This is a genomic window from Psychrobacter pulmonis (assembly GCF_904846465.1).
Taxonomy (GTDB): Bacteria; Pseudomonadota; Gammaproteobacteria; order Pseudomonadales; family Moraxellaceae; genus Psychrobacter; species Psychrobacter faecalis.
The window spans coordinates 276,269-302,337 of sequence record NZ_CAJHAT010000003.1; the positions used below are offsets into that span (position 1 = coordinate 276,269).

Consider the following 26,069-nt stretch of genomic DNA (forward strand, 5'->3'; position numbering starts at 1 on the left):
TTGACCGTATCACTCCTAAAATAAATACTGATAGCAAATAGCTATTTATACTCTTATATAATTAATTTTATACCGACTTTTGAAACTGACTTTTAAGACACTGGGCACCCATGGCAGACAACGAAAAAACCGACGACTTACTCAATCAGACACCGCCGCACAATATCGATATTGAAAAGGCCTTGCTGGCGTCTTTGATGAGCATCGAAGAGGCATACGATAAGATTGCAGATATCGTCACCAAAGACGATTTTTATGCGGGGCGTCACCAGTATATTTTTGATGCAATTGCGCATTTGGCAGCGGTCAACGAGCCTTACGATACGGTAATGGTGCATGATTGGTTGGAAGCACAAAAATTGCTTAAAGGTGCCGGCGGTGACAGCTATTTGGCCGATATTTTGAGCCAAAGTCCTGCCACTTTGTTTAACCTCACTGCTTATGCACAGCGCGTGCGTGAGCTGTCGACCTTACGTCAGCTCATTACCACGGGCAATGACATGCTGACCCTTGCCTATAATCCTAAAGACCAAACGGTAAGCGATATCTTGGACAATGTTGAGGCAAAAATATTTAGTATCAATGAGCAGCATAATAAACGCGCAGAGCAACGCGGTCCCGTTGGTATTACCTCAGTATTGACCAATGTCATTGATAAGATTCAAGAGCTAAAGTCTAATCCTGACGGCATGATAGGTTTACAAACGCCATTCGTCGAGCTAAATAACAAAACCCAAGGCTTACAAGCCGGCGATTTAATCATTGTAGCGGCGCGTCCGTCTATGGGTAAAACCACCTTTGCTATGAACTTAGCAGAAGGCGTTTTGTTTAATGAAGATTTGCCCGTGGTGGTATTTTCGATGGAAATGCCAGCGGAGTCCATCGTCATGCGTTTGCTGTCGTCTTGGGGTGCGATTAATCAGACGCACTTGCGCTCTGGGCAAATGAATGAAGATGAATGGGCAAAAATGATGAATGCCATTCAGCATTTGCAATCTAAGCATTTATATATCGATGACAGTACCGCCCTGCCGCCCTCTGAGCTGCGTTCGCGCTGTCGCCGTATTGCCAAAAATCATGATGGTAAACTTGGCGCTATCGTCGTCGATTACCTACAGCTAATGAAAGTACCTAGTCTTGACGGCAACCGTGTGGGCGAAATCTCGGAAATTTCTCGGAGTTTAAAAGCCTTGGCTCGTGAGCTTGAATGTCCGGTTATTGCGCTGTCCCAGCTTAACCGCAGTCTAGAAAACCGTCCAAATAAGCGCCCTATCATGTCGGATTTGCGTGAATCGGGGGCGATTGAGCAGGATGCCGATTTGATTATGTTTATTTATCGCGATGAGGTTTATAATGAAAACTCAGACCACAAAGGTGTGGCTGAAATCATCATCGGTAAACAGCGTAACGGCCCTATCGGCACCGTCCGCTTAGGCTTTGAAGGGCAATTTACCCGCTTTATTAACCTGACACCAGAATACTATCAAAACGTCAGCTTTGAGAATGATGAATAATCGGCTGACTAAACAATACATATAATAAGCTTTAACTTTAAAACGACTATGAATAAAACTAGCCAGTGCGTCATCAGCCAAATTGATGACGCACTGGCTTTATTGCTTTACCCCATTACTAATAACACCATTTGTTTAATGAAATCGTTTTACTAATAAAAATAACTTTGCTATAAAGAAGGCAATTATGCGCACTATCACAATCAAACCAGCCGCCATTACTCATAATGTGGCGCAAGTTAAAAAATTGGCACCGACGGCTAAAGTTCTTGCTATGGTCAAGGCCAATGCTTATGGTCATGGCGTCGCTGCAGTTCTAGCAGCATTGCAACAAGGCGAGCAACAGGCTGATGGTATCGGCGTTGCAACTTTTATGGAAGCTTTAGAAGCCCGTCAATTAGGTTGGAATAAAACCATTGGTCTCATCGAAGGCGCATTTACCGACAAGGAATGGCAGCTAGCGATAGAGCATGATATCAGCTGCGTGATTCATCATGAGCCGCAATTAATGTGGGCATTAGAAAAAACCCCACCGACTACCAGCGCCACTCGAGTGGTTTGGCTAAAATATAATACTGGCATGAACCGCTTAGGTTTTAATGACCAAACGCTGATTCCAGCAGCCAAACGTTTGCATAAAACCGGTTATCAGCTGATTTTAACCACTCACTTTGCCAATGCCGACGACCGCGCTCATCCTCTAAATGCCATTCAAATCCAGCGCTTTAACGACATGCTACAGACGTTACGAGAAACGGTGAGCAGCGATGTAAAAGGCTCATTGTGCAACTCAGCAGGTATCGTCAATTTCCCCGAGCATCATCACGATTGGGTACGTCCGGGCATCATGCTTTACGGTAGTACGCCTGTCACTGATAAAAGTGCGCGTGATTTGGACTTACAGCCAGCAATGGAATTTAGCGCCCAAATCATCGCGCTACAACCAGTCAACGCAGGTGACGGCATTGGTTATGGCAGCCGCTGGACTGCGATGCAAGATACCAAAACAGCGTTAGTCAGCATCGGTTATGGTGACGGCTATCCACGCGTGGTGAGTGCTGATGCCTATGTTTGCGTCATTGATGAGACCAACAACCAAAGCTACCCATGTGCGGTCATCGGACGCGTAGCCATGGATATGATTGTCATTGACGTCAGCGCTGTGCCAAACAGCGTGGCGTTAAATAGTAAAGTATTACTGTGGGGTGACGCGCCGCACGTCGATGAAGTCGCCGCCCATGCTGAAACCATTAGCTATGAGCTGCTATGCCGCCTAAGCGCGCGCCCAACTCGAAACATAACAGAATCCTAATCGTTAGATATGAACATCATGACAGTTTGCCAGATAAAAGAGACAGCGCCAAATCATGGCAAATTGAACATTTACATTAAGCCCAATTGCGCTATACTAAAAGTTTGTTGTCACCACAGTATACGCACTGACGCGATATAATTACTGACTGACAACGTAACATTTTTATCGATTTTTCATCGATTGTGATCGACTGCTAGGATTACTATGAGTTTGCGCCATTTTTTGACCCTATCTGATTTAACCAAACAAGAACTAGAAAACCTCATCAAACGCGCTTGTGAATTACGCAAAATGCAACATGCCGGCGAGATATATCAGCCCTTCGTTGGGCGGACGCTTGGCATGATATTTGAGAAATCATCCACTCGCACACGTATCTCATTTGAGACGGGTATGGGACAGTTTGGCGGCAGCGCTATCTTTCTGTCGCCAAACGACACGCAGCTTGGGCGCGGTGAGCCGCTAGAAGATTCGGCGCGCGTTATCTCAAGCATGGTCGATATCATTATGATTCGTACCTTTGGCCACGAAAAAGTTGAAACCTTTGCCGAATACTCAAGTGTGCCGATTATTAATGCCCTGACTGACGAATTTCATCCGTGCCAGCTGCTTGCTGATATGCAAACGTATTATGAGCATCGCGGCAGTATCGAAAACAAAATCGTTACTTGGGTTGGCGATGGCAACAATATGTGCGCCTCCTACATGCAAGCGGCCAATCAGTTTGGCTTTGAGCTGCGTGTTGCTGCTCCTTATGGTTTTGAGCCTGATCCTGAGCTGATGGAGCGCTTCTCACATTGCGTGAGCTTGGTCGAAGATGTGCAAGATGCAGCAAAAGATTCAAACTTAATCGTCACTGATGTCTGGGCGAGTATGGGACAAGAGTCTGAGCAAAATACTCGCGCACGCCGTTTTGCGCCCTATCAAGTTACGCCATCACTGCTTGATAAAGCTGACCCCGAAGTGGTATTTATGCATTGCTTACCTGCGCATCGCGGCGAAGAAATCTCTCACGATATGCTCGATGACCCGCGCTCAGTGGTCTGGGACGAAGCGGAAAACCGCTTACATGCGCAAAAAGCCTTGATGGAGTTTTTATTAAAAGACAAAATTAAGCTACCTGCCTAAAAATAGGTTATTAAAAACATATCGTGATATTTTGCTAAACCAGCAAGCAGCAGATGAACAGATACGAAAAAGGCAGCGCATATTTTAATGCGCTGCCTTTTTATTGTTTATGACTTTATTTAGCGATAAGTTACAGCATTAAATTCTGTCAATAATACATTAGCGCGTTAAAGTCGTCACCCCATTACTGCCCGCTTTTAATAATACATCGGCTTGATTGGCAGCAAAGATACCATTACAGACTACCCCAACGATATTGTTTAATTGCTGCTCAAGCTCTAGTGGATTACTGACATCTAAGTCATAAGTATCTAAAATCACATTGCCATAATCAGTGACAAAGTCTTCACGATACACTGGCTCAGCGCCCAAACGGGCTAATTGTCTGGCCACATACGAGCGCGCTTGTGGCAGCACTTCTATCGGTACTGGAAATTCGCGTCCCAACCATTCAACGCTTTTACTTTCATCAACCATGCAGATAAACTTATTAGATGCTGCAGCGACAATTTTTTCACGTGTGAGCGCGCCACCGCCACCTTTAATCAATTGCAAATGCTCATTTACCTCATCAGCACCATCGATATAGACATCAAGCTGACCGGCAAAGTTTAGATCAACAATTTCGATACCAAGAGCGCGTAGCTTATCTTCGGTGACCTGTGAGCTTGCAACCGCGCCAGCAAGCCTTAGTGTCGGCAACAACTCAATCAAACAGTTAACCGTACTGCCCGTCCCCACTCCAAGTATCATGTCATCTTCAATATAGCTTAGGGCAGCTTTGGCTGCAGCTTGCTTTTGTGCTTGCTGATCACTCATCATAAATCCTTGGAAAAATAAACGTCTCACTTTAAAAGAGCTAAAATGATAAAAGAGGTAAAATGCGCGCTTATTATAACCGATGGCTTTAGGCGATGTTAGCGTAAAACCCATTCTAAATACTCATTGCCCCTTCTCAGAGCCCATACTTACTTTAATGTATTGATGGTTTGACCTTTAACCTTCAAAAAAACTCCCTATAAAATTTGCAATTGTGTCTTGCAAGATAGCGAAAATCAGCATAGGCTAATCTATTTCGTTTTTGTGCTGATCTATACTGGTTTATAGTTATTTATAGCGCCTAATTTATAAACACTGACTTTATAGCCATTTGCACTTCTTTTATTCATCTTCACTCTGTTTAGGAATTATTATGCTGTCACATTGGGTACGAGCCATCTTGCAAGCCACCGTCTATGACGTTGCCATTCAAACACCACTTGAAGCTGCACCCAAGCTGACCCAACGTTTTGCTAATGATATTCGATTTAAGCGCGAAGACCTGCAACCAGTAAAATCTTTTAAACTACGCGGTGCTTACAACCGTATTAGCCAATTGAGCGATGAGCAAAAAGCGCGTGGCGTTATTTGTGCCTCAGCGGGCAACCATGCCCAAGGCGTTGCTTATTCAGCGCGTAAGCTTGCCCTAAATAACATCATCGTCATGCCAACCACCACCCCTGATATTAAAGTAGATGCCGTTAGAGCACTCGGCGGTAATGTTGATTTGTATGGCGATAGCTTTGATGAAGCCAACCGTTATGCAATCAATCGCGCTGAGACTGAGGGTTTAACCTTTATTCCCCCTTATGATGATGAATTGGTGATTGCAGGACAGGGCACCATTGGTCTGGAATTAACCCAGCAATGGCGTAACATGGATTATGTATTCGTTGCCGTGGGTGGTGGCGGTTTGATTTCTGGCGTCGCAGCATTCTTGGGTGAAGTCGCGCCGCACGTCAAAGTCATCGCTGTAGAAGCAGACCAATCAGCTTCATTAAAAGCGGCACTTGAAGCAAATGAGCGAGTCACGCTTAAGCAAGTCGGTCTGTTTGTCGATGGTGTTGCAGTCGCTCAAATTGGCGAGCTACCTTTTGATATTGTGCGTATGCAAAAAAGTGATAAATCAGGTCCTGTCGTCGAGCCTGAAGTGGTCACTTGTACCAATGATGAAGTCTGCGCGGCGGTGAAAGATATCTTTGAAGAAAACCGCAGTATCGTTGAACCTGCTGGCGCTTTGTCCGTTGCAGGCATGAAAAAATATATCGAAGCCCATAACCTACAAGGTAAAAACTGCGTCGGTATTATTTGCGGCGCCAATATGAACTTTGACCGCTTGCGTTATATCGCCGAGCGTACTGAGATTGGTGAGAAAAAAGAAGCCATCTTTGGCGTGACCATTCCTGAGCAAACCGGCGCTTTCTTAAACTTCTGCCGTAGCTTACATGGCCGTAATATCACCGAGTTTAACTACCGTGCCGATAGCAAAAAATCACCAGATTCGATGGAACCTGCAGCAATCTTTGTCGGTATCGCCCTAAAAGAAGGCGACAAAGAGCGTCAAACGATTAGCAGTCAATTGGCAGCCGATGGCTATGAAGCACACGACTTAACCGATGATGATATCGCCAAATCACATATCCGTTATTTGATCGGTGGTCATGCGCATGTCGAAAACGAGCAATTATTCAACGTAGTTTTCCCTGAACGTCCGGGCGCATTGCTGACTTTCTTAGAGAAACTTGGCGACGACTTTAATATCACCTTATTTCATTATCGCAATCATGGCGCTGCTGAAGGTCGCGTGCTGGTCGGTGTGCAAGCCTCTGAGGGCAACTCTCGCCAACTACAAGATGCGCTTCTTGATATTGGTTATGACTGCACCATGCTCAATGACAACATTGGTTATCAGTTGTTTTTAAAATAATCAAAGCAGAAGTAAAATTTCATTTATCAATGCGGTTTTTTAACAATTAGAAAACCGCCTCTGATGCATCAATAATGACTATTTACTTATAGAATTGATTTATTTGTAGTGACTATTACTAGGTGGTAAGCCGTGATTCAAAAGATAGTGATATTTGTATTATTACTGGTTTTAGCACTAGTAAGTTATAAGATGTTGCAACCTAAAACCACGACTAGCAATCCTACCACTGATGTTGCAGCTGATACTTCAGCTGCCGCTGCTTTCACCTCAACTGACTTGGATGACATACCGCCAACGTACGTCGATTTAGGCACAGCTTCAGATGCAACATCAATTCAGGCAGTAAACCCCGTATTAACGTCACAACCAGTATTAACGCCTAAACCAACAGCACCAAGTTTTGCCTGTGATGGCAGGCAACATTGCTCTCAGATGACCTCATGCGCCGAAGCAACCTACTTCCTACAACACTGTCCTAATACAAAAATGGATGGTAACTATGACGGCATTCCTTGTGAAAAACAGTGGTGTCATTGATTTTTAAGTTCTAGACTTCCTATTCATGCAATACAAGACCGTCATAACAATGGCTAATTTTTTACTTATTCACCATAAAAACCCATTTTGAAAAACTTTAATCACTTATCACTCTTTTAATTCCCAAAAAAACCACCATTATTATCTTAGTTTATTGATATTTATGAGGTTTTGATGAGTAAACATAACAAAAACCACAATCAGCCAAGCCATAGCCAACCAGATACGGTACGTATGCGTCTTGATAAATGGTTATGGGCCGCGCGTTTTTATCGCACCCGCACTCTTGCCAAAGAAGCTATCGAAAGCGGGCGCGTCCATTATGCAGGGAGCCGTGTCAAAACCAGTAAAGAGATTACGGTCGGAGATGAACTCAGTATTCGCCAAGGCTCAGCCACCGCCATGACTGAAAAAACTGTGATTGTCGAAGCGCTAAGTGCCCAACGTGGTAATGCAACTGCCGCCCAAGCGCTGTATTCTGAGACTGAAGAAAGCGAAGAGCGCCGCGCCTACTATGCCGAACAGCGCAAACTGGCCAATCTTGCCCGCCCTGATAATAAACCCAATAAAAAAGAGCGTCGTGATTTACAACGCTTTAAAAACAAGCAAGAATAAAGGCTGCCAGTAACAGCAGTATTCTATTATTTATTGCCTAGCGTGACCCTATTGTTTACCTCTGCTCTTGCCATTCAAGGTATTAACCGTTACGCTAACCACCAATTCATTTATTCGATAACATGCTAAGCAACCGCATTATTATGCTGGTCTTGATGGCATGTTTTTTTGTTGTGATAAAAGGTCATTATATGCCAATCAAAGCGTCTACTCCTTCCTCTGTTCTAGTGGTTTGTTTGGGGAATATTTGCCGTTCGCCGACCGCCGAAGAGATTTTCCGTCAGCAAGCAGCGATTGCAGGGCTGGCGATGAAAGTGGATTCAGCAGGTACGGGAGACTGGCATATTGGTCATGCGCCAGATGAGCGGGCACAGCGCCACGCCAAAGCCCATGGTTATAACATCAATAAGCTGGTCGCGCGTCAAGTGAGCGCTGATGATTTTCGTAAGTTTGATTTAATTTTGGCGATGGATGCGCAAAACTTAGCTGACCTACAAGCCATAAAAGACAGTATCAGCGATACAGATGGCAAGCTTGCCAAACTGGCATTATTTAGTGAAGAAGACCCAACTTACGGCGGCGACGATGTACCAGACCCTTATCAAGGGGACGCCGATGCTTTCGAAGAAGTGATTGAACGTATTGAATCCAGTTCACAAGCTTGGATTGAAAGTTGGAAAACTGCTTAGTTTAATAGTTCTTAGCGCTAAATGTTTAACCACACTCAATAATAGTTAGCGATAAAGTGCTATATTTCTGCTACTTTTATGCCGCTCATCCTTTATAATAAACACCGCATGATTTTTTGTTTATTTGCCCTATAGGCTATGTTATGACCTCAGCTTTACGCCATGATTTCAGCGCTCAACCTGCGACACCAACCAATCTTGCAGTGAATATATCGCAGGATAATTTAGTCGATTTGTCGCATAGCAATACCATGGCATTAGCATCTGTAGCGGATGTGGTCGTCACACTAACGGATGAGGCACAGCTTGATGCCTTTATGGCAAATTATGAAAAAGAGGCAGCACCTACTAAGCCGTTGTTTGTGCTCTCGGGCGGCAGTAACGTTTTATTGCCCGCACAGCTAAATGCGATTGTCTTGCGGCCACAGATGCGCGGTATTAGGGTGACAGCGCAGACAGACAGTTATGTCGATATCGAAGTGATGGCTGGTGAAAATTGGCACGACTTGGTCATGCATACGGTGGCTCAAGGTTGGTACGGTCTTGAAAATCTGGCACTGATACCGGGTCTGACTGGCGCGGCGCCAGTACAAAATATCGGCGCTTACGGTGTGCAGTTAGAAGACTGTCTAGAGTATGTGCGTGCCTATCATCTCCCAAGCCAAACTTGGCATCAGCTAACAGCAGCAGACTGTGAGTTTGGCTACCGCGACAGCCTCTTTAAGCGTGCGCCCAATACTTGGCTGATTACGTGCGTTGGTTTTCGTCTGCATACCGATCCCAGCAAAATCCTTGCCAGCTACGGCGATGTGCAGACGGTTGCGCAGCGCTATGCCGAGCAGCGAGGACGCAGCCAGCCCAATCCTGCTGATGTCATGCAAGCGATTATAGATATTCGCCAGCAGAAGCTGCCCGACCCTAAGCAGCTACCCAATTGCGGCAGCTTTTTTCAAAATCCTATTATTCCTCAAGCGCAATTTATAGCGCTACAAGCCATCCATCCTACCATCGTTGGCTATCCAATGCCCGATGCCATGGTTAAGGTGGCAGCTGGCTGGTTAATTGAACAGGCTGGTCTAAAGGGGCATGGTTTAGCGCCAATACTCACCCATCAGCAGCAAGCGTTAGTGTTGACTAATCACAGCCCATATCAAGCGACGCAAGCGGATGTGGCAAGAGCGCAGCAGCATATCGCTGACATTGTTCATGAGAAGTTTGCAATTGAATTGGCGCGCGAGCCGGTTTGGGTAAATGCTGACGGCTCTATTGGATTTGATGAGCATGTGGTCTAAGCGATCATGGTCCAAGCGCTTATGGCGCTCTTACTTACGTTCAGCTGAGCGTATGATAAAGCTGTTTCGTATTATTAATGCCACTTTTTTGCTTGGCTCAACGGCCGTTATTCTCGTTCTTATCAGTTTGTTTACCCCGCTATTTTCGCAAGCGGTGGTTTATCTCTTAGCACATTTACCCTTACCAAAGATGCCACCTGCCGCCATGAGTTCTCCGCCGACCGCTTATGTGGTGTTGGGCGGCGGCTTGACCAATGACAATAACAATCAAACTATTCTCAATAGTTATAGCCTTAATCGCGCCCGTACAGCAGCTACCGCCTATCATGACTTGCCGCTACCTATTGTCCTGAGCGGCGCCGAAGCGCCTTGGCTTGGTCAGTGGCTTATTGACCATGGAATTGACGGGCTTATCAGCGAAAACGCCAGTATGAATACCTGTGAAAATGCGCGTTTTACTGCCAAGCGCATTCCTCTGTATCATGTGTACCTTATCACCGATAGCTATCACATGGCGCGCGCGCGCAGACAGTTTGCTTTAAATGGCATTAATAGTACGCCAATTAATGCGCCCTTACCGGTACGGCGTGATTGGATGGAACCAGCGCAAAACTTAAGCCATTCGCGGCGGGCAGTTTATGAAGTTGCCGCTTACTTACGTGATGTCATTCGTCCGCAAACAAACTGTCGCCAAGCAAATGATGTGACCTCGCAGCAACTATTAACCCCAAGGGGTAATGTCGCTAAAAACCCTACTGAGCAATAGCCAGCTGGCATTTACTGTTTTAGTTTTAGTTTTAGTTTTAGTTTTAATAACATTAGGTACCTACTATTGCCCCATTATCCACTGTCTTATTTTTGAACTTTATAGAACATTTATAACACTTGCAATAAGTGTATAATATAAGAAACTGCTATGAAAGAGGTTTGCCATGCTCAGTATATTTTTATTAATTCCTTTAAGTTTAATGCTGTTCGTGGTCGCTATCTGGGCAATACGCTATGCGGTTCGATCAAACCAATTTGAAGATTTAGATAATGCATCGCAGCGCATTATCTTGGATGACCGACAAGAGCGTCGCCAAACCATTCAAGCCCACGAACCTAACGAGAATACCCCTCAAGCGCCGCAAACCAATGATCCAGCAGACTCCAACAGAATCGACGATTGAGTGCTACCGATTCACCTTTTACCGATATCGTCTTAATAAAGCAAATATCTATCAATAAAACTCAATCCTTTAGCCTTTTATATCTCATTTATACCTGACTGTTTTTATCATTTCTTTAGGGCAAGGATAAAAGCAGGCTCACCCTTTACCATTTTTAGGAGAGACCCCCATGACCACAGCTTTACTCGTTGCGGCATTACTAATGGGATTTTTAGGTTCACCGCATTGCTTAGGCATGTGTGGTGGTTTGGTCGCGGCATTTAGTTTATCGATGAAAGATGTCAGCCCTGCTAAGCGCCGTGCTTTGATAGCGACTTATCATTTCGGGCGTTTAAGCAGTTACGCATTTTTGGGCTTGGTTGCTGGACTTGTTGGCACCACTGTTTTAGCGCCGTTGATGACGGGCAACAGTATGCCTCGTATCTTATTAGGTTTGGTCTTGGTCTTTGTGGGCGTCACCATGCTTGGCGCGCCATTTTTAGCCAAACTTGAGCGCGTCGGCATGCGTTTTTGGCAATTCCTTAGTCCGCTTCGCCAAAAAGTATTTCCACTTAATACCTTTCCGCGTGCTTTAGCGGCAGGGTTATTATGGGGTTTTTTACCTTGCGGCTTGGTTTATGGTGCGCTACTTATCGCTGTCGTTGCTCATAATCCACTAGGCGGTGCGGCATTGATGTTTGTTTTTGGTTTGGGAACTGTACCGATGTTAGTGGCTACCCACGAAACGGTCGGTTGGCTACGTGAAAAAATTGGCCGTATGCGTTTAAGACAAATTAATGGCGCTATCATGGTGTTATCTGGCTTAGCGGTTGCTTTTGTTCCTATGATAATGGCTAGCATGCATGGTGGCCACGGCGGCGGTAATGGACATGGCGAGCATGCTCAAATGAATCATGGCAGCCACGCCGCTATGATGGCCGATAGCAATACTTCCTCTGAAGCGACAACAGCGACCACCGCCCATCATAATATGAACAACATGCAGCACGAGATGACGCCCGCTATGAATGGCTCAATGCATGATATGCCACATGATGCAGATAACGCTATGAATCACAATATGCATAATATGACAGATGAGCAGCAAATGAATAGCCATCCTCATGAAGCTATGCCAGAAACTGCTCAATAGCAGCATAAAAAATATCATGACCCTATAAAAAAGCCCTTAACATCATGATGACGTTAAGGGCTTTTTTATGCAGCAATATTTATCAAAATAAAAGTTGTTTTAATAAAATCATTCCTGCCACTGTTGAAGACGAAACTTGGTATCCAAATGCTTCTCTAGCGCTGGGATATTAAAAGCATCGTCTTCGCTTACAAAGCTGATACTGATACCGGTTTGTCCGGCGCGTCCCGTACGACCAATACGGTGTACGTAATCATCTGGCTGATCTGGCAAGGTATAATTAATCACATGGCTGACATCATCCACATGAATGCCGCGCCCCGCCACATCGGTTGCCACCAACACAGAAGCATGACCATCTTTAAAGCGTTGCAGATATTTTTCACGCTTTTGCTGAATCACATCTCCTGATAACATGACGATTTTATGCGCTTGACGCAGCTTATGATACAAACGCTTCACTTGGTCTTTACGGTTGGCAAAAATTATCACCTTCTCTACTGTCTCATCAGTGATAAAACGCTCGACCGCGGCGAGCTTTTGATCTTCGGTTAATAAGTAAAAATGCTGATCGACCAATTCACTGGTTTTATGCTCAGGCTCAATTTCTACAAACTCTGGCTCATGTAACCAGCGATAGGCAAGATTCATCACATCTTGGTTAAAGGTGGCAGAAAACAGCAAGCTTTGACGATCAGTATTCGGCGGCATACGACCAACCAAGCGTTTGATATCTGGGATAAAACCCATATCGAGCATACGATCCGCTTCATCTAACACCAACACTTCCACGCGATCGAGATAAACCATGCCTTTATGCATTAAGTCAATCAAACGCCCTGGAGTCGCAATTAAGATATCGACATATTGGCGCTCAAGCTCATGCTGCTGAGTTTCATAATTGGTACCACCCATGATACAAACGCTGTGAAGCGAAGTATATTTGGTCAGAGCAATACAGTCATCAAATATCTGCTGGGCAAGCTCACGCGTTGGCGCCATAACAACGGCTCTTGGCTCGCCCAAATAGCGTTTTTCATCGGCAGCAAAGGGGCGCTTAAGCAGTGCTTCCATAATAGTCAATAAAAACGTTGCCGTCTTGCCAGTACCGGTTTGCGCCTGTCCGATAGCGTCTTGATTTGCCAATGTATGCGGTAATATCTGTGCTTGAATGGGTGTCAATTCAGTAAAGCCTAAATCATTTACAGCTCGCAAAGTGGCACTTGATAACGGCAAATCGGTAAACGTCTTAAAAGTACTCAAAAAAAATATCCTTTTGTATAATTTGCCTGCCATTAATAGCATATCTGCGCTAAGCAGACAAACAATAAAACAAGCATGCATAAAAAAGCCAAGCCTAACATCTAAACTTACCAAATATGCTGCGTTTTATTCAACATAGGCAAGACAGACGGGCTTGACTTAGTAGTATATCAGTAGTTTGTAACGACATTATAGCCAAACGGCATTAATGTCGGTAGCGATTACTCTTCTACTTTTCTGACTTCTTCAGCCTGCAGGCCTTTTTCGCCTTCAACCACACTGAACTCGACTTTTTCGCCATCTTTTAAAGAGCGATAACCATCACCTTGGATCGCGCGGAAATGGACAAAAATATCTTCGCCGCTATCACGTTGAATGAAACCAAAGCCTTTTGAGTCATTAAACCACTTAACGATACCTTGCTCACGAGCTGACATAATATTACTTCCTAAAAAGTCACTTAACCCCAAATTCCTTTGCGACATTGCATATAAACGGGGTTGAAGATTATGAAATCAAAATGTAAGAGTACTACTTTACATACCATCATCGCCTCATAAAGCCTGTTATTACTCTCTTTATGAATCAGCGTATAGTAAATTCATCCTCACCAACATAAGCAACTATCAAAATACTCTAAGCATTATATTATTTGCTTATATCAGCACTAGCAACAAATAAGTAATATTTGTTGCGTAAAAAATATCATAGCATGGGTTTTTGGCAACATAAAGACTTTTCATATGATTTTTAGCCCTTATGGCAGTTTTTGCGGTTATTTTTATAACCATGCTGACAAACTGTTATGATAAAGGTCTAAAACATCGTATATTTGATGTATTTTCTTTCTTAAAATTTCAAAAAAGCACCGTCATAAAAGTACGGCGCCGCTTATTTTTAATAATAGCAACCCACTTACCTTAATAATTGCAGAGCCAACTATAACTATGACAACCACTTCTCAGCCAATAAAAGCAAATAGCAATCTACAACAAAATGATAAGACGTTGACGCACAAATTATTGCTGATCAATGGCGTTAATCTTAACCTACTTGGTAAACGTGAGCCAGAAATCTATGGCCATACGACCCTTGCTGATATTGAGAAAAACTTGATCGAGCGTGCCGCCAAATACGGTATCGAGCTGATTTGTATCCAATCAAACCATGAGGGCAAACTGGTCGATGAGATTCAATATTATGGTCTTTTAGCAGAAACCGCTGTACAAGTAGATGCAATTATTATCAATCCTGCCGCTTTTACCCATACCTCAGTGGCGATACGCGACGCGCTATTGGCAACACAAAAACCCTTTATAGAGGTGCATTTATCCAATGTTCATGCTCGTGAGCCGTTTCGGCAGCATTCGTATTTAAGCGATATAGCCGTCGGCGTGATTTGCGGTCTCGGGCATTTGGGTTATCAGATGGCATTGGATTATTGGCTAACCCATACTTATGCTTTAAAATTAGACGGTTAACGTAGAGATTATGACTTTATCTATATAAAGAAAACGTCAAATAAGCACAAGACTATTAGCATTGAAGTTGCGATCAAGTTGCTTTTGGCACATTAGTCAAACAGCAATAATATGATGAAAGTAATAATATGAGCGCATGAAAAACAACCCACGATATGGTGATATGAATGGCAAAATCGTCCGGAAAACGCTTTATGAAACTCGCTGGCATGACCGCAAGTATTGCCGGTAAAGCTGCTAAAAACTCATTAAAGCACCTCTCAAGTGACGAAGAAAAACGTCTAGAAGCGCGCTCAGCGCTGATGCAAGACGTCGGTGTGCAAATCGCTGAAACGCTTGGTGAAATGAAAGGCGCGGTGATGAAAGTGGGACAAATCGCCTCCCAATATAAAGACGTGTTTCCGCCTGAAGTCGCGACCGCTTTAGAGAAACTCCAAAAAGACGCGCCGCCGATGCCTTATGGTCAAATACGCGCGCAAGTTGAGCGTGAATTAAAAGCGCCTATTGCTGAGTTATTTACCCAATTTGAAGAAGCGCCATTTGCCGCGGCATCAATCGGCCAAGTGCACAGAGCGATTTTGCCCTCTGGACAAAGGGTGGTGGTAAAGGTGCAGTATCCTGATGTCGATGAAAACTGCGATAGCGATCTAAAACAAGTACGCATGGCGCTAAAAATAGCTGGCGTGCTCAATATGAGTAAGCAGTTACAAGAGCAGCTGTTTAATGAGATTCGCCAAAGTTTGCATGACGAGCTCGACTACGTTAAAGAGGCGCACAATCTACAGGTATTTGGCGCCTTTCATGCTGATGATGAAGGGCTAATTATCCCCAAAGTGATCAGTAGCCATTCATCCAAACGCATTTTAACTTTGACCGAGGAGATGGGTGAGCCGCTTACCGTCGCTGCGACATGGGATAACGACGTTAAGCAAAAAATCGCTAAGCGCCTGTTTCATTTTAGCGCCGGACAGCTATTTGGTTTATATCGTATGCACTGTGACCCCCACCCTGGCAACTTTGCTTTTCGCACCGATGGTAGCGTTGTGGCGTATGATTTTGGTGGTATCCGCAGTTATAGTGACAGCGAAGTACAATTATTTCGCCGCTTTGCTAAGCATGCCTTAAAAGGCGATGTGACCGCGCTTGAGCAAGACTTGCTTGCCCTTGATATCCGCCGCGATGATGATAAAGTTGTGCCGGGTGAATTTTATAAAGAGTGGTTAGAGATTGGACTTAAACCCTTATCCATAGAACCTTATCAGCAAGGCCCTTTTGATTTTGGCAGCAGCCAAACCCATCATGAAGCCATTGCCCAAATGCGCACGTCGTTAAAGTATTTTGGTCAGTTTCAGCCATCAGCAACGACGATGATGCTTGACCGTACCATTTCAGGTCAATATTGGAATTTGGTCAATCTAGGCGTGATTATCGACTTATCGCCACTGGTGGCAGAATACATAGACTACTAAACGTGCAATGCATGACCGCAGCGATCGCAGAAATCCGCTCCTACGGCGTGACCGAATTTGCCACAGTTTGGACAGGCAATCGGGTTTAGCTGTGGGCGCATGTTACGTGCCAGCTCGGCGGTAAAAATACCTGTCGGCACGGCAATAATCGCATAACCGGTGATCATCACCATCGATGCAATTGCTTGGCCGATTGGCGTTTTTGGTGACATATCACCATAGCCCGTGGTCGTAACCGTCACCACTGCCCAATAAATAGAGATAGGAATACTGGTAAAACCATTTTCCGGCCCTTCTACCACATAGACAACCGAACCAAAAATGGTGACGAGCAAAACGAGTGATAAGAAAAATACCGTGATTTTCTGTTGGCTGGTTTTAAGTGCTGAGGCAAGAAAGCCCGCTTGCTGCATGTAGGTATTGAGCTTGAGTACCCGAAATACCCGTAAGATACGCAGGATGCGAATGACGAGCAGATACTGGACGCCGCCAAATACAAGGCTTAAATAGCTGGGTAATACTGACAGTAAATCTACGATGCCAAAGAAACTAAACGCATAACGAAAGCGATTGGGCGCCGAAAACCACCTTAAAATATACTCAATGGTAAATAAAATGGTAAAAAACCATTCTGCATAACGAAATAGCGTACCATATTGCAAACGCATATATAGCACACTATCGAGCATTACCACGGCAACACTGGCCAAAATCGTAATCAACAATACGATATCAAACAGCTTACCCAAACGGGTATCCGTGCCTTCGATAATGATATGAATGCGGTTACGCAAATGGGTAATGGCTTCGGCGGTTGGTTGCTTCATAAAGTCGGTATAGTCACAAAATCAATGGTTATAAAAAACCGAACGCTTTAAGCTGATATGGGCAAGCTAAGGTTGGTCAAAATGCGCTAAAGTGGTTTATAATACTGCCAATATTTTACTAGCGGTTTCCATCGCCTTAGGCAATAGTCACTCAAGACAAAGAAGATAGCAGTGTAGCAAAAAAGCGCGCCAAACGACATACATATCGTTAACTTGCCGATAGGTCTATTACACTGTATTAACCGCACAATCATATAATAACAATACCTTATCAAGTATGAAAAGTTGTTAACAAGGCATAGCCTACTAACTTTTTATACGCACTATAAACAACCCGTAAAACGTAAGGACGTCATATGGCAGGCCATTCAAAATGGGCAAATATCAAACACCGTAAAGCCCGTCAGGATGCGGTAAAAGGTAAAATATTTACCAAGATTATTCGTGAAATTGTTTCTGCTGCCAAGCAAGGTGACCCCGACCCTGATAAAAACCCACGCTTGCGTGCGGTAATCGAAAAAGCCTTATCAGTTAATATGACACGAGATACCATTAACCGTGCGGTTGCTCGTGGTACAGGCGGCGATGATAATGACAATATGGATGAAGTCAGCTACGAAGGCTATGGCGTCGGCGGCGTTGCGGTCCTGGTAGAAACCATGACTGACAATCTGAACCGTACGGTCAGTGAAGTGCGCCATGCCTTTACCAAAAATGAAGGCAATCTTGGTACCTCAGGCTCGGTCGCTTATCTGTTTACCAAACGCGGTGAAATCGTTTTTAACGATGTCAGCTTAGAAGAAGAAGTCATGCTCGCGGCTTTGGACGCTGGCGCGCTGGATATCGAAAACGATGGTGAAAGCTTGCTGGTTATTACTGAATGGGAAAATTTCGGTCGAGTAAAAGATGCGCTCAATGCAGCAGGGCTTGTCTCTGATAATGCCGAAGTCACTATGGCACCTGCCACCAGCGCTGAGATTGATAATATCGACGACGCGCTAAAAGTGATGAAAATGATCGATATGCTAGAAGATATTGACGATGTGCAAGAAGTCTATAGTAATGTGAGCTTTACCGATGCAGTCATGGCGCAGCTTGAACAGTAGCCTAATGTGTCTGAGCTTAGTCTAAGATTTACCAGCAAAAAACCTTGGCAAATTTAGCTAGCTTACGTCAAAAACCATATTATCCGTAGCAAAAAATGAAAACCAGACAGTGTCATACTCTCTGGTTTTTTTTGTTATTTGCATCATCCTTTATGGGTATTGTATCGTCAATAAGCGAGGCATATAATTCGATTTTAACAGTAACAATTATCATTAACATACGCCAATCTCAACTTATCGTAGGCTTTTGATTTTTATAGAATTTAAAATTCTAATTGTTTTAACTGAAATTTTAAAAACTAAGTAAACCAATACCTTAGAAAAATAAGTTGAGAGTGGGGTATTAACATATAAGAATGGATAAGGATTCTTTATGCGTACGTCCCTTCTGCCCTCTTATCCAACCGCCACTGTCGTCAATATTCATACGCTTAACCCTAAAGCGACTCATCTGTGCTCGTTACTCGATTTGGCTAAGCATTAGCCTGCCATTATTAATGACATCGTCGCTAATGAGCACTTTGGTGATATCGACGGCGTTATCAGTCAACGACTCAAAGATTTAGGCTTTCTGCCCAATACCACTATTCAAATCGTTGCCAAAGGTCTGTTTGGCAAGCCGCCTTATGCGGTGCAACTGAGTACCGGTGCGCAGTTTAGCTTACGCGCCGATGAGCTCATTAAAATCAGCTGTATCGCTATAGATTCAAGGTAAGTGTTCAGTCTAATTTACTGACTTGCTCCTGACTTACTGTATTACGTCGTGGTGTTCGTACCACAAATCACCCTGCTATTTTTATTCTTATTAATACTAGAGGACTCAGGTTATTTACCGCGCGCCGCTTTTTTACTGGACAACTTATTGTCTAAAGTAGGCTTATCTGGACGCTCATTTATCCCTTTGTTGTCAGGTTTCGCTTGTACGGTGCCAGCGGTTATGTCGACCCGTACTATTCCCGATCATAAAGAACGTTTTGTGGCGATTGCGGTATTGCCCATGCTGACGTGTTCGGCGCGTTTGCCGATTTATGCGCTGATTATTGCAGCGGTGATTTCCAATCAAACCGTCCTAGGTGTTTTCAACTTACAAGGTATGACCTTATTTGTATTGTATATCGCCGGTATTTTTTCAGCGGCGTTTGTATCGTGGCTATTCAAACGCTTTCATAGCACGACGGCAAAAGCGGCAGCATTTCCCTTATTGATAGAGCTCCCTATTTATCGTCTGCCAAATATCAAACATATTGCCAGTGAGCTTTGGGACAAGGTAAGTGCTTTTTTAATGCGAGCCGGTACAGTCATTTTTGCGATGACGGTAATATTGTGGGTATTGGTGACTTTTCCCGCAGCCCCGATTGGCGCGACAAACCCAGCGATTGATTATAGTTTTGCGGGCATGCTTGGGCATATGATTGAGCCAATTTTTGCGCCCATTGGTTTTACTTGGCAGATGTGTATTGCTTTAATCCCAGGGCTTGCCGCGCGCGAGGTCGTTATTGCCGCGCTTGGCACGGTATATGCGGTCGGTAGCATCGGCGATGAAGCGGTCAATCAGACGCTTATTCCTATTATTCATACGCAGTGGGGATTGGCTACTGCGTTTTCATTTTTGGCATTTTATGTTTACGCGCCGATGTGTTTGGCCACGCTAGCCGTTATTCGCCGCGAAACCAATTCTTTGAAACAAACCATCGCCATAGCCAGCTATTTATTCGTATTGGCTTATTTAATGGCGGGGCTAACCTATCGGGTGACAGGACAAATTTTCGGATTTTAGAGAGGTAATGATGAGTACATGGGTCGAGTATTTATTGGTGTTTATGATGGTGGTTTTATCTATTTATTACGTATGGACCAAGGTGATATTTAAAAAGTCGAAGGATTGCAATGGCTGCGGCAAATGTTTTAAATAGCCAAAAAACTTAGAGTCAGAATTTTTGGCTTAGTAAAGAAAAACCTTAGCGTTTAACCTCAGCCCCTTCGAGCGTCAGCAAGTATGTTTTTTTATCTAAGCCGCCGGTATAACCGCCCAATTTACCATCGCTCGCAATAACGCGGTGACAAGGAATGATGATGCTAAAGGGGTTTTTGCCATTGGCATTGGCGACGGCGCGAAAGCCTTTAGGATTACCGACTCGCTGCGCCAGTGTGGCATAACTAATCGTTTCACCATGCGGTATCTGTTGCAGCTGTTGCCAGACGCATTGCTGAAAATCAGTGCCTAAGCTTATGTCTAATGGCAAGTCGAATGCTTGACGCTTACCTTTAAAATACGCTGCTAATTGCTCAAGCGCTTCTAGAAGTAACGCCTCAGCAGGCTCGCTTTTGCTCAGGTTATTTTGAGCGATAAAGGTGAAATTCTCATCGACAAGCCCATAATGCTTTTTAAGCTTGGGAAGAGATTTTGAGCTGTGCCAAGAATCACCCACCTGCAGCCAATTGACTTCGACCAGCTTAGGGCTGCTATGCTCATGCGTACTGGCAATCAACGCCAACTGGTGCGACTCAACCGCTGCGATGGTGACTATCATTATTCCTTCCTCTAAACACTCATAATTTTGACACTTACTTATTGTAAAAAACCTATAGAGCGCTACTCTTTATCGTCAGTCTCAAATAAAGCGGCGACAAACTGTTTTGGACTAAAGGCGCGCAAATCATCAATCGACTCACCGACCCCAATATAACGAATCGGCACATCCGTGGTTTCAGCGATATTGAACACCACACCACCTTTCGCCGTACCGTCTAGTTTGGTAATGGTAATACCGGTTAATGGCACGACTTCATTAAATAACTCGACCTGATTGATGGCGTTTTGACCCGTGCCAGCGTCGAGGACAATCATGCCTTCATGCGGCGCGCTTGGATCAGCTTTACGCATCACGCGCACGACTTTTTCAAGCTCGGCCATCAAGTGGGTTTTATTTTGCAAGCGCCCTGCCGTATCAGCGATTAACACGTCGATATTTTTTGCTTTGGCAGATTGCATCGCATCAAAGATAACAGAGGCGCTATCAGAACCATGACCTTGAGCAACGACAGGAATGTGATTGCGCTCACCCCAAATTTGTAGCTGTTCAGTCGCCGCGGCACGGAACGTATCACCAGCCGCTAACATGACGGATTTTCCTTCACCTTGCAGGCGCTTAGCAAGTTTACCAATAGTCGTCGTTTTACCAACACCATTGACCCCCACTACCAAGATAACAAAGGGCTTTTTACTGGTATCGATGACTAATGGCGCAACTTTTGGCGTTAAGATATCGACCAGCTCAGTTTGCAGTGCTTTATATAATGAATGGGCATAAATCAAATCGCCACGGGCAGTTTGTTCAGTCAGGCTCTTAATAATACGATTGGTTGCATTGACACCGATATCAGCCACCAACAGCTGGTCTTCCACTTCTTCTAAGAGCTCATCGTCAATCTCTTTACCACCGATAAGGATACTAACCATCCCTTCGGCAAGATTTTTACGTGACTTACTCAGCCCCGTCTTCATGCGATTAAACCAGCTGCCTTTTTTCTTATTTTCCTCAGTCTGTTCTGACTGTTGCGACTCTTCTGGCGCTGTTGTCGGCTGCTGTAACTCAGTTTTTGCTTTATCAATAGCGCTGCTATCATTATTTTTAGAGGTGACGCTCGCACTATCGCCCAGATGATCTTGCAGAGGCATCGTAGGAATTGAAGTTATAGACTGCGACGCAACAGTATTTGTAGCACTTTTTGCCGTTGTTTCTACAGTACCCTCTATAGTATTTGCAGCAGGGCTTTGTTTTTCTTTCTCAATAATCGGCGTCGCTAGTGGTAGGTCTGCCGCTGTATCGGTAAGTGAAGTATCTTCAGGCTCATCGATGATAGGCACCGATTGCGCTGGCAGACTGGGTAAGGTAATATCATCGTCATCCAAATCATCAAGACCGCCGTCGAGGTTGATGACCACACGATTGCTATTATTGGGATTATTCATAAGCTTGCCCTAAAAGTTATCATTATCAGTAGTTTTTAAAATGATGTGCCGCCCGCCTTTGGTGTTTAACGGACGATTATTTTTAGCCTAGTTTAGCATAATTCAAGCGACGCTTAGCCTTTAGCATCGCAGAGCATGGTTAAATTATAAAAACTCATAAATTCATAGTAAAAACGTTTAGTAATTAAGAATAATCTTCCTAATGAGAGGTTTATAAATCCTATAACTAGCTAAGCAAGTTTCGCTTAAGGTTTGGACACAAAAATCTGACCCTTGATAGGGCAAACTTCGCCTACCCTTAGCATGATTATACCACCCTATTTCATTTGCTTTTTTTGTCCACTTATATTGGAAATGACCTATGTTATCACTATCGAACGATTATAAAAAAATGACCCAAATGGGCGCCGCCTTGCTTGTTGCTACTATCGCGTTGTCTTCAACTGGCTGTAGCACTACACAAGAATTCAAACCGACTGCTACCGTCATGGTGGGAGCACACAAGTCTTTATAATAGCGTTATGTTTGTCATAAATAGGCATATTCATCTAAGCATAAATATGCACCATTCTCATTTTATCACTCAGTCACTTATCAGCTACCTTTTATATAAGTAGAACCTATCATGCCCTCATCTTTACCTACTATCTCTTTACGCTTTGCCTGCGCTTTAGCGATGGCGACCACCCTTGCGGCTTGCCAAACCAGCGCAATTTCTTCGACAAATGAAGTTGCTACGACTAAAAATGCCGCAACAACACAGGTAGTGAATAAAAATCAAACGCTAGAAAATACCGAACAATCTTCAGCATTGACCATGGATATGTCTGGTCGCCATGAATACCAGCTTGAAAATGGCTTAAAGATAGTGGTCAAAGAAGACCACCGCGCGCCTGTGGTCATGACCCAAATTTGGTATCGCGTCGGCTCAGCAGATGAACCTCTCGATAAAGGCGGCATCTCACATGTGCTTGAGCATATGATGTTCAAAGGTACCGCTGATGTATCAAGCGACGATTATGAGCGTTTGATTGCCAAATTTGGCGGCGTCAATAATGCCTTTACCAGTTACGATTTTACCGGTTATTACGAGCTATTCCCTGCCAATCGCTTACCGTTAGCCTTAGAGCTAGAAGCAGATCGCATGAAAAACTTAATATTTGATGACAAAGCGTTTGCCAAAGAGCATCAAGTGGTCATGGAAGAGCGTCGTCAGCGTACGGATGACAATCCGATAGCCAAAGCTTATGAGTCATTTCGCTTGCTGGCAATGCCAAACAGTCCAAAAGGCGAATCGGTCATTGGCCCTATGAATGAGCTTGAATCGATTACCCTTAACGATTTAAAAGACTGGTACAAAACATGGTACGCACCTAATAATGCCACGTTGGTTATTGTCGGCGATGTCGAGCCAACCGACGTATTAGCGCAGGTCAAACGCTATTTTGGGGAGCTAAAACCAAGCGCGTTACCTAAGCGTCCTATGGTCACGCAAAAGGGCTTCCGCGGTTATCAGCAAGTAGAATCCGAGCAAGCGGTACAAGTGCCTGTTTTGCTGATGGGTTATAACGTGCCCAGTCTGGTAACAGCGGGCGCTAACAATGAGAAGCAAGCCTATGCGCTGTCGCTTGCGCAAGATGTATTAGATGGTGGTCTATCCGCGCGGCTAGAGAGCAGGCTGGTACGCGAGCAAGGACTGCTGACCACAGTTGGTACCTCTTACGATTTGCTCGATCGCGGCGATGGGCTGTTTTTGATACAAGCAACCCCGCGCGAAGGCGTCAGTTTAGCGCAGGCACAACAAGCCATTATCAATGAGATTAATAAGCTATCAACCGACCCAATTTCTGCCGATGAAATCGAGCGCGCCAAAACCAATACTGTCACCGGCTTGATATACGCACAGGATAGCATGGAAGGTCAGGCGCGGATGATTGGCTCGCTGCAATCTATCGGTCTTGATGATAGGTTACTTGCCAAATTGCCAACCAAGCTTGATAGCGTAACCATTGCAGATATCCAAGCGGCAAGTAAAAAGTATTTGGTCAAAGATAATTTAACGGTCATGCATATCATCCCGCCTAAAGAGACTGCTGCTAAAGATAACGTTAGCCAAAATAAGATGAGCAAAGATACCGTTAGTAAAAATGATGCTACTAATACCGCTACTAAAGAAGCGGCAAGCAAAGCTAAATAACATCAATGTGCTATCCAATTAACTTGGCAAAAACCCTATACTGATGACCTTATGAATAAGAAGAAAGACATGACGCAAATACCTTTTCTCAAAAAAAATAAATTATCATCACATTTTAAGCAGCTCCCTTATGTAAGTGCTTGCGCCTTGTTTGGCATAATGAGCTTGACCACCGTAGCGCAGGCAGATATGGCAGGTAGCGAAGATGCTCGTACGCCAGCAGCCGCTGTCGATACCAGCGCGCCTATTGCTGCTCTCTCTAAGCTGAGTAGTCTTGAAAATGCGAAACCTTTAGAAGTCACGGTGCCAGACATACAGAGCTTTAAGACCAAAGCCGGTATTCCTGTACTTTTCGTGCCGACCACTACCTTGCCCATTGTCGATATTGATTTGCGCTTTAATGCCGGTAGCGCGCGTGACGGTACTATCAGTGAATCAGGCTTTGGTATCGCCAATATGACCGCGACAATGCTTGAACAAGGCTCCAAACGCTTAGATGAAAACGCGTTCACGCAAGCGGTCGAAACTTTGGGTATCAGTTTAGGTAGTAGCGCCTATAAAGACATGTTTATTGTCTCATTGCGTAGCTTATCTGATGATAAACATCTACTGCCTGCGGTTGATTTAATGACGCAAATGCTTACTGAGCCGAGCTTTGATGAGAAAATCTTAGCCCGTAATAAAGCACGCTTATTGGTCGGTTTACAACAGCAAAAGCAAGACCCTGGCAGTCTTGCCAGTATCGCCTTTAGTAAGGCATTGTATGGCGACCACCCTTATGCGCATCCATCGGTTGGCACACTTGAAAGCGTTCCTAATATTGATAGAAAACAGCTAATTGATTTTAAAAATCGCTATCTAGTCGCTGCCAATGCGTCGCTTGCCATGACGGGTAATTTGACTTTGGCACAAGCGAAAAATTTGGCGGAAGAAATAACGGCAGACTTGCCAGCGGGTCAAGCGGCGGCGGCCCTGCCCGAACCAAAGCCACTAACCCAGCCTCAACATATTCATATTCCGTTTCCTAGCACCCAAACTACGGTATTGATGGGACAACTGGGCGAAAAGCGTGCCACCGACCCGCAAGCGCAGCAAAAGCAAACCAACTTTGCCGTCGGTAATGAAGTGCTAGCAGGGGGCGATTTTAACGCGCGTCTGATGACCGAAGTCAGGCAAAACCTCGGCTATACTTATGGCATATCAGGTTCTATGAACCCGATGTTGGCGCGTGGTCCTTATCAAATTGGATTTTCAACCCGTAATGACAAAGCACGCGCAGCAATTGATGCCAGCCTAAATGTGATTAATGAGACATTAGATAAAGGTATTACCAGCGATGAGATGAAATTGACCACGGATAATTTAAAAAACAGCTTTCCGATGGGATTTGCCAGTAATGCTGGAATCAACAGCTTAATTGGTATGATGAATTTTTATCAGCTACCTAACAGCTACTTGACCAACTATGTCAATCGCATCGAACAGGTTAAACTCTCAGAAGTCAACCAAACCCTGCGCGACACTCTAAAGCCTGATAACTTTTTGATCGTGACTGTTGGTGAGGTCAATCCATGGGATGAGAAGAAACCTAAGAAAAAGTCGTAGAGCCA

General features: G+C 44.4%; 25 protein-coding genes. 19 read left to right on the plus strand and 6 right to left on the minus strand.

The window, feature by feature from the left end; genetic code table 11:
* The first annotated feature begins 110 nt into the window (after window positions 1-110).
* The 3 genes from dnaB to argF all read left to right on the plus strand — a co-directional run bounded on the left by dnaB (window position 111) and on the right by argF (window position 3,957).
* Window positions 111-1,514 (plus strand): replicative DNA helicase, encoded by a 1,404-nt coding sequence (dnaB, locus tag JMX70_RS07485; RefSeq protein ID WP_068405205.1) that lies wholly within the window; start codon window positions 111-113, stop codon window positions 1,512-1,514.
* Window positions 1,515-1,701: 187 nt separating this feature from the next.
* Window positions 1,702-2,826, plus strand: a complete 1,125-nt coding sequence (gene alr / locus JMX70_RS07490; RefSeq protein ID WP_201590903.1) for an alanine racemase — start codon at window positions 1,702-1,704, stop codon at window positions 2,824-2,826.
* A gap of 207 nt (window positions 2,827-3,033) precedes the next feature.
* Window positions 3,034-3,957, plus strand: coding sequence for an ornithine carbamoyltransferase (gene argF / locus JMX70_RS07495; protein ID WP_144296248.1), 924 nt, complete (start codon window positions 3,034-3,036; stop codon window positions 3,955-3,957).
* A 159-nt stretch (window positions 3,958-4,116) separates the two neighbouring features.
* Here argF and rpiA read toward each other — a convergent pair whose 3' ends face one another.
* Window positions 4,117-4,776, minus strand: coding sequence for a ribose-5-phosphate isomerase RpiA (gene rpiA / locus JMX70_RS07500; RefSeq protein WP_201590905.1), 660 nt, complete (start codon window positions 4,774-4,776; stop codon window positions 4,117-4,119).
* A gap of 373 nt (window positions 4,777-5,149) precedes the next feature.
* On the opposite strand from rpiA, the gene ilvA reads away from it, so the two are divergent.
* From ilvA to JMX70_RS07540, 8 genes are all read left to right on the plus strand, one after another.
* The gene (ilvA, locus tag JMX70_RS07505; RefSeq protein WP_201590908.1) at window positions 5,150-6,703 is read left to right on the plus strand and encodes a threonine ammonia-lyase, biosynthetic; all 1,554 of its coding nucleotides are present in this window, start codon (window positions 5,150-5,152) and stop codon (window positions 6,701-6,703) included.
* A 192-nt stretch (window positions 6,704-6,895) separates the two neighbouring features.
* The gene (locus tag JMX70_RS07510; RefSeq protein ID WP_201590910.1) at window positions 6,896-7,243 is read left to right on the plus strand and encodes an excalibur calcium-binding domain-containing protein; all 348 of its coding nucleotides are present in this window, start codon (window positions 6,896-6,898) and stop codon (window positions 7,241-7,243) included.
* A gap of 174 nt (window positions 7,244-7,417) precedes the next feature.
* Window positions 7,418-7,858: an RNA-binding S4 domain-containing protein gene (locus tag JMX70_RS07515; RefSeq protein WP_144296251.1), complete on the plus strand. Its 441-nt coding sequence runs from the start codon at window positions 7,418-7,420 to the stop codon at window positions 7,856-7,858.
* Between the two features lie 191 nt (window positions 7,859-8,049).
* The gene (locus JMX70_RS07520) at window positions 8,050-8,547 is read left to right on the plus strand and encodes a low molecular weight protein-tyrosine-phosphatase (protein ID WP_102077558.1); all 498 of its coding nucleotides are present in this window, start codon (window positions 8,050-8,052) and stop codon (window positions 8,545-8,547) included.
* A 143-nt stretch (window positions 8,548-8,690) separates the two neighbouring features.
* Complete coding sequence (gene murB, locus JMX70_RS07525) at window positions 8,691-9,839, plus strand: UDP-N-acetylmuramate dehydrogenase (protein WP_201590913.1); 1,149 nt, start codon at window positions 8,691-8,693, stop codon at window positions 9,837-9,839.
* Complete coding sequence (locus JMX70_RS07530) at window positions 9,829-10,605, plus strand: YdcF family protein (protein ID WP_201590916.1); 777 nt, start codon at window positions 9,829-9,831, stop codon at window positions 10,603-10,605. Before murB ends, JMX70_RS07530 begins: the two co-directional genes overlap by 11 nt.
* Before the next feature lie 166 nt (window positions 10,606-10,771).
* Window positions 10,772-11,011: a cbb3-type cytochrome oxidase assembly protein CcoS gene (ccoS, locus tag JMX70_RS07535; protein WP_068405191.1), complete on the plus strand. Its 240-nt coding sequence runs from the start codon at window positions 10,772-10,774 to the stop codon at window positions 11,009-11,011.
* A 169-nt stretch (window positions 11,012-11,180) separates the two neighbouring features.
* Entirely contained in the window at window positions 11,181-12,143 is a 963-nt protein-coding gene (locus JMX70_RS07540) for a sulfite exporter TauE/SafE family protein (RefSeq protein ID WP_201590919.1), read from the plus strand.
* 108 nt (window positions 12,144-12,251) lie between these two features.
* Here the strand turns inward: JMX70_RS07540 and JMX70_RS07545 are convergent, their stop codons facing one another.
* Both JMX70_RS07545 and JMX70_RS07550 read right to left on the minus strand, forming a co-directional pair.
* A complete protein-coding gene (locus JMX70_RS07545) occupies window positions 12,252-13,406 on the minus strand; it encodes a DEAD/DEAH box helicase (protein ID WP_068405376.1) in 1,155 nt (384 codons plus the stop codon).
* 221 nt (window positions 13,407-13,627) lie between these two features.
* Window positions 13,628-13,843: a cold-shock protein gene (locus JMX70_RS07550; protein WP_068405185.1), complete on the minus strand. Its 216-nt coding sequence runs from the start codon at window positions 13,841-13,843 to the stop codon at window positions 13,628-13,630.
* A gap of 510 nt (window positions 13,844-14,353) precedes the next feature.
* Here JMX70_RS07550 and aroQ point away from each other — a divergent pair.
* Both aroQ and JMX70_RS07560 read left to right on the plus strand, forming a co-directional pair.
* The gene (gene aroQ / locus JMX70_RS07555) at window positions 14,354-14,887 is read left to right on the plus strand and encodes a type II 3-dehydroquinate dehydratase (RefSeq protein ID WP_068405182.1); all 534 of its coding nucleotides are present in this window, start codon (window positions 14,354-14,356) and stop codon (window positions 14,885-14,887) included.
* A 167-nt stretch (window positions 14,888-15,054) separates the two neighbouring features.
* Complete coding sequence (locus JMX70_RS07560) at window positions 15,055-16,356, plus strand: ABC1 kinase family protein (protein ID WP_201590922.1); 1,302 nt, start codon at window positions 15,055-15,057, stop codon at window positions 16,354-16,356.
* Here JMX70_RS07560 and JMX70_RS07565 read toward each other — a convergent pair.
* On the minus strand, window positions 16,353-17,183 hold the full coding sequence (locus JMX70_RS07565) for an ion transporter (RefSeq protein WP_191689982.1): 831 nt from the start codon (window positions 17,181-17,183) through the stop codon (window positions 16,353-16,355). The genes JMX70_RS07560 and JMX70_RS07565 overlap by 4 nt on opposite strands.
* A 356-nt stretch (window positions 17,184-17,539) precedes the next feature.
* Here JMX70_RS07565 and JMX70_RS07570 point away from each other — a divergent pair, with 356 nt between their 5' ends.
* The 3 genes from JMX70_RS07570 (at window position 17,540) to JMX70_RS07580 (ending at window position 20,066) form a co-directional block, all read left to right on the plus strand.
* Window positions 17,540-18,289 (plus strand): YebC/PmpR family DNA-binding transcriptional regulator, encoded by a 750-nt coding sequence (locus JMX70_RS07570; RefSeq protein WP_102077564.1) that lies wholly within the window; start codon window positions 17,540-17,542, stop codon window positions 18,287-18,289.
* Window positions 18,290-18,830: 541 nt separating this feature from the next.
* On the plus strand, window positions 18,831-19,004 hold the full coding sequence (locus tag JMX70_RS12675; protein WP_227671206.1) for a FeoA domain-containing protein: 174 nt from the start codon (window positions 18,831-18,833) through the stop codon (window positions 19,002-19,004).
* A gap of 51 nt (window positions 19,005-19,055) precedes the next feature.
* Window positions 19,056-20,066 (plus strand): ferrous iron transporter B, encoded by a 1,011-nt coding sequence (locus JMX70_RS07580; protein ID WP_265089131.1) that lies wholly within the window; start codon window positions 19,056-19,058, stop codon window positions 20,064-20,066.
* A 181-nt stretch (window positions 20,067-20,247) separates the two neighbouring features.
* Here JMX70_RS07580 and JMX70_RS07585 read toward each other — a convergent pair whose 3' ends face one another.
* Window positions 20,248-20,820 carry a methylated-DNA--[protein]-cysteine S-methyltransferase gene (locus JMX70_RS07585; protein ID WP_201590925.1) on the minus strand — a complete coding sequence of 191 codons (573 nt, stop codon included), beginning with the start codon at window positions 20,818-20,820 and terminating at the stop codon, window positions 20,248-20,250.
* Between the two features lie 62 nt (window positions 20,821-20,882).
* Window positions 20,883-21,794, minus strand: coding sequence for a signal recognition particle-docking protein FtsY (ftsY, locus tag JMX70_RS07590; RefSeq protein WP_223808455.1), 912 nt, complete (start codon window positions 21,792-21,794; stop codon window positions 20,883-20,885).
* An 829-nt stretch (window positions 21,795-22,623) separates the two neighbouring features.
* On the opposite strand from ftsY, the gene JMX70_RS07595 reads away from it, so the two are divergent.
* The 3 genes from JMX70_RS07595 (at window position 22,624) to JMX70_RS07605 (ending at window position 26,064) form a co-directional block, all read left to right on the plus strand.
* Window positions 22,624-22,776 (plus strand): hypothetical protein, encoded by a 153-nt coding sequence (locus tag JMX70_RS07595; RefSeq protein ID WP_190295458.1) that lies wholly within the window; start codon window positions 22,624-22,626, stop codon window positions 22,774-22,776.
* A 111-nt stretch (window positions 22,777-22,887) separates the two neighbouring features.
* On the plus strand, window positions 22,888-24,459 hold the full coding sequence (locus JMX70_RS07600) for a M16 family metallopeptidase (RefSeq protein ID WP_201590928.1): 1,572 nt from the start codon (window positions 22,888-22,890) through the stop codon (window positions 24,457-24,459).
* Window positions 24,460-24,510: 51 nt separating this feature from the next.
* A complete protein-coding gene (locus tag JMX70_RS07605; protein WP_227671198.1) occupies window positions 24,511-26,064 on the plus strand; it encodes a M16 family metallopeptidase in 1,554 nt (517 codons plus the stop codon).
* Window positions 26,065-26,069 lie beyond the last annotated feature (5 nt).

Coding starts and splice junctions, on each gene's coding strand:
- dnaB (WP_068405205.1), top strand. CDS start 111: ATGGCAGACAACGAAAAAACCGACGACTTACTCAATCAGACACCGCCG.
- alr (WP_201590903.1), top strand. CDS start 1,702: ATGCGCACTATCACAATCAAACCAGCCGCCATTACTCATAATGTGGCG.
- argF (WP_144296248.1), top strand. CDS start 3,034: ATGAGTTTGCGCCATTTTTTGACCCTATCTGATTTAACCAAACAAGAA.
- rpiA (WP_201590905.1), bottom strand. CDS start 4,776: ATGAGTGATCAGCAAGCACAAAAGCAAGCTGCAGCCAAAGCTGCCCTA.
- ilvA (WP_201590908.1), top strand. CDS start 5,150: ATGCTGTCACATTGGGTACGAGCCATCTTGCAAGCCACCGTCTATGAC.
- JMX70_RS07510 (WP_201590910.1), top strand. CDS start 6,896: ATGTTGCAACCTAAAACCACGACTAGCAATCCTACCACTGATGTTGCA.
- JMX70_RS07515 (WP_144296251.1), top strand. CDS start 7,418: ATGAGTAAACATAACAAAAACCACAATCAGCCAAGCCATAGCCAACCA.
- JMX70_RS07520 (WP_102077558.1), top strand. CDS start 8,050: ATGCCAATCAAAGCGTCTACTCCTTCCTCTGTTCTAGTGGTTTGTTTG.
- murB (WP_201590913.1), top strand. CDS start 8,691: ATGACCTCAGCTTTACGCCATGATTTCAGCGCTCAACCTGCGACACCA.
- JMX70_RS07530 (WP_201590916.1), top strand. CDS start 9,829: ATGTGGTCTAAGCGATCATGGTCCAAGCGCTTATGGCGCTCTTACTTA.
- ccoS (WP_068405191.1), top strand. CDS start 10,772: ATGCTCAGTATATTTTTATTAATTCCTTTAAGTTTAATGCTGTTCGTG.
- JMX70_RS07540 (WP_201590919.1), top strand. CDS start 11,181: ATGACCACAGCTTTACTCGTTGCGGCATTACTAATGGGATTTTTAGGT.
- JMX70_RS07550 (WP_068405185.1), bottom strand. CDS start 13,843: ATGTCAGCTCGTGAGCAAGGTATCGTTAAGTGGTTTAATGACTCAAAA.
- aroQ (WP_068405182.1), top strand. CDS start 14,354: ATGACAACCACTTCTCAGCCAATAAAAGCAAATAGCAATCTACAACAA.
- JMX70_RS07560 (WP_201590922.1), top strand. CDS start 15,055: ATGGCAAAATCGTCCGGAAAACGCTTTATGAAACTCGCTGGCATGACC.
- JMX70_RS07565 (WP_191689982.1), bottom strand. CDS start 17,183: ATGAAGCAACCAACCGCCGAAGCCATTACCCATTTGCGTAACCGCATT.
- JMX70_RS07570 (WP_102077564.1), top strand. CDS start 17,540: ATGGCAGGCCATTCAAAATGGGCAAATATCAAACACCGTAAAGCCCGT.
- JMX70_RS07585 (WP_201590925.1), bottom strand. CDS start 20,820: ATGATAGTCACCATCGCAGCGGTTGAGTCGCACCAGTTGGCGTTGATT.
- ftsY (WP_223808455.1), bottom strand. CDS start 21,794: ATGAAGACGGGGCTGAGTAAGTCACGTAAAAATCTTGCCGAAGGGATG.
- JMX70_RS07595 (WP_190295458.1), top strand. CDS start 22,624: ATGTTATCACTATCGAACGATTATAAAAAAATGACCCAAATGGGCGCC.
- JMX70_RS07600 (WP_201590928.1), top strand. CDS start 22,888: ATGCCCTCATCTTTACCTACTATCTCTTTACGCTTTGCCTGCGCTTTA.
- JMX70_RS07605 (WP_227671198.1), top strand. CDS start 24,511: ATGAATAAGAAGAAAGACATGACGCAAATACCTTTTCTCAAAAAAAAT.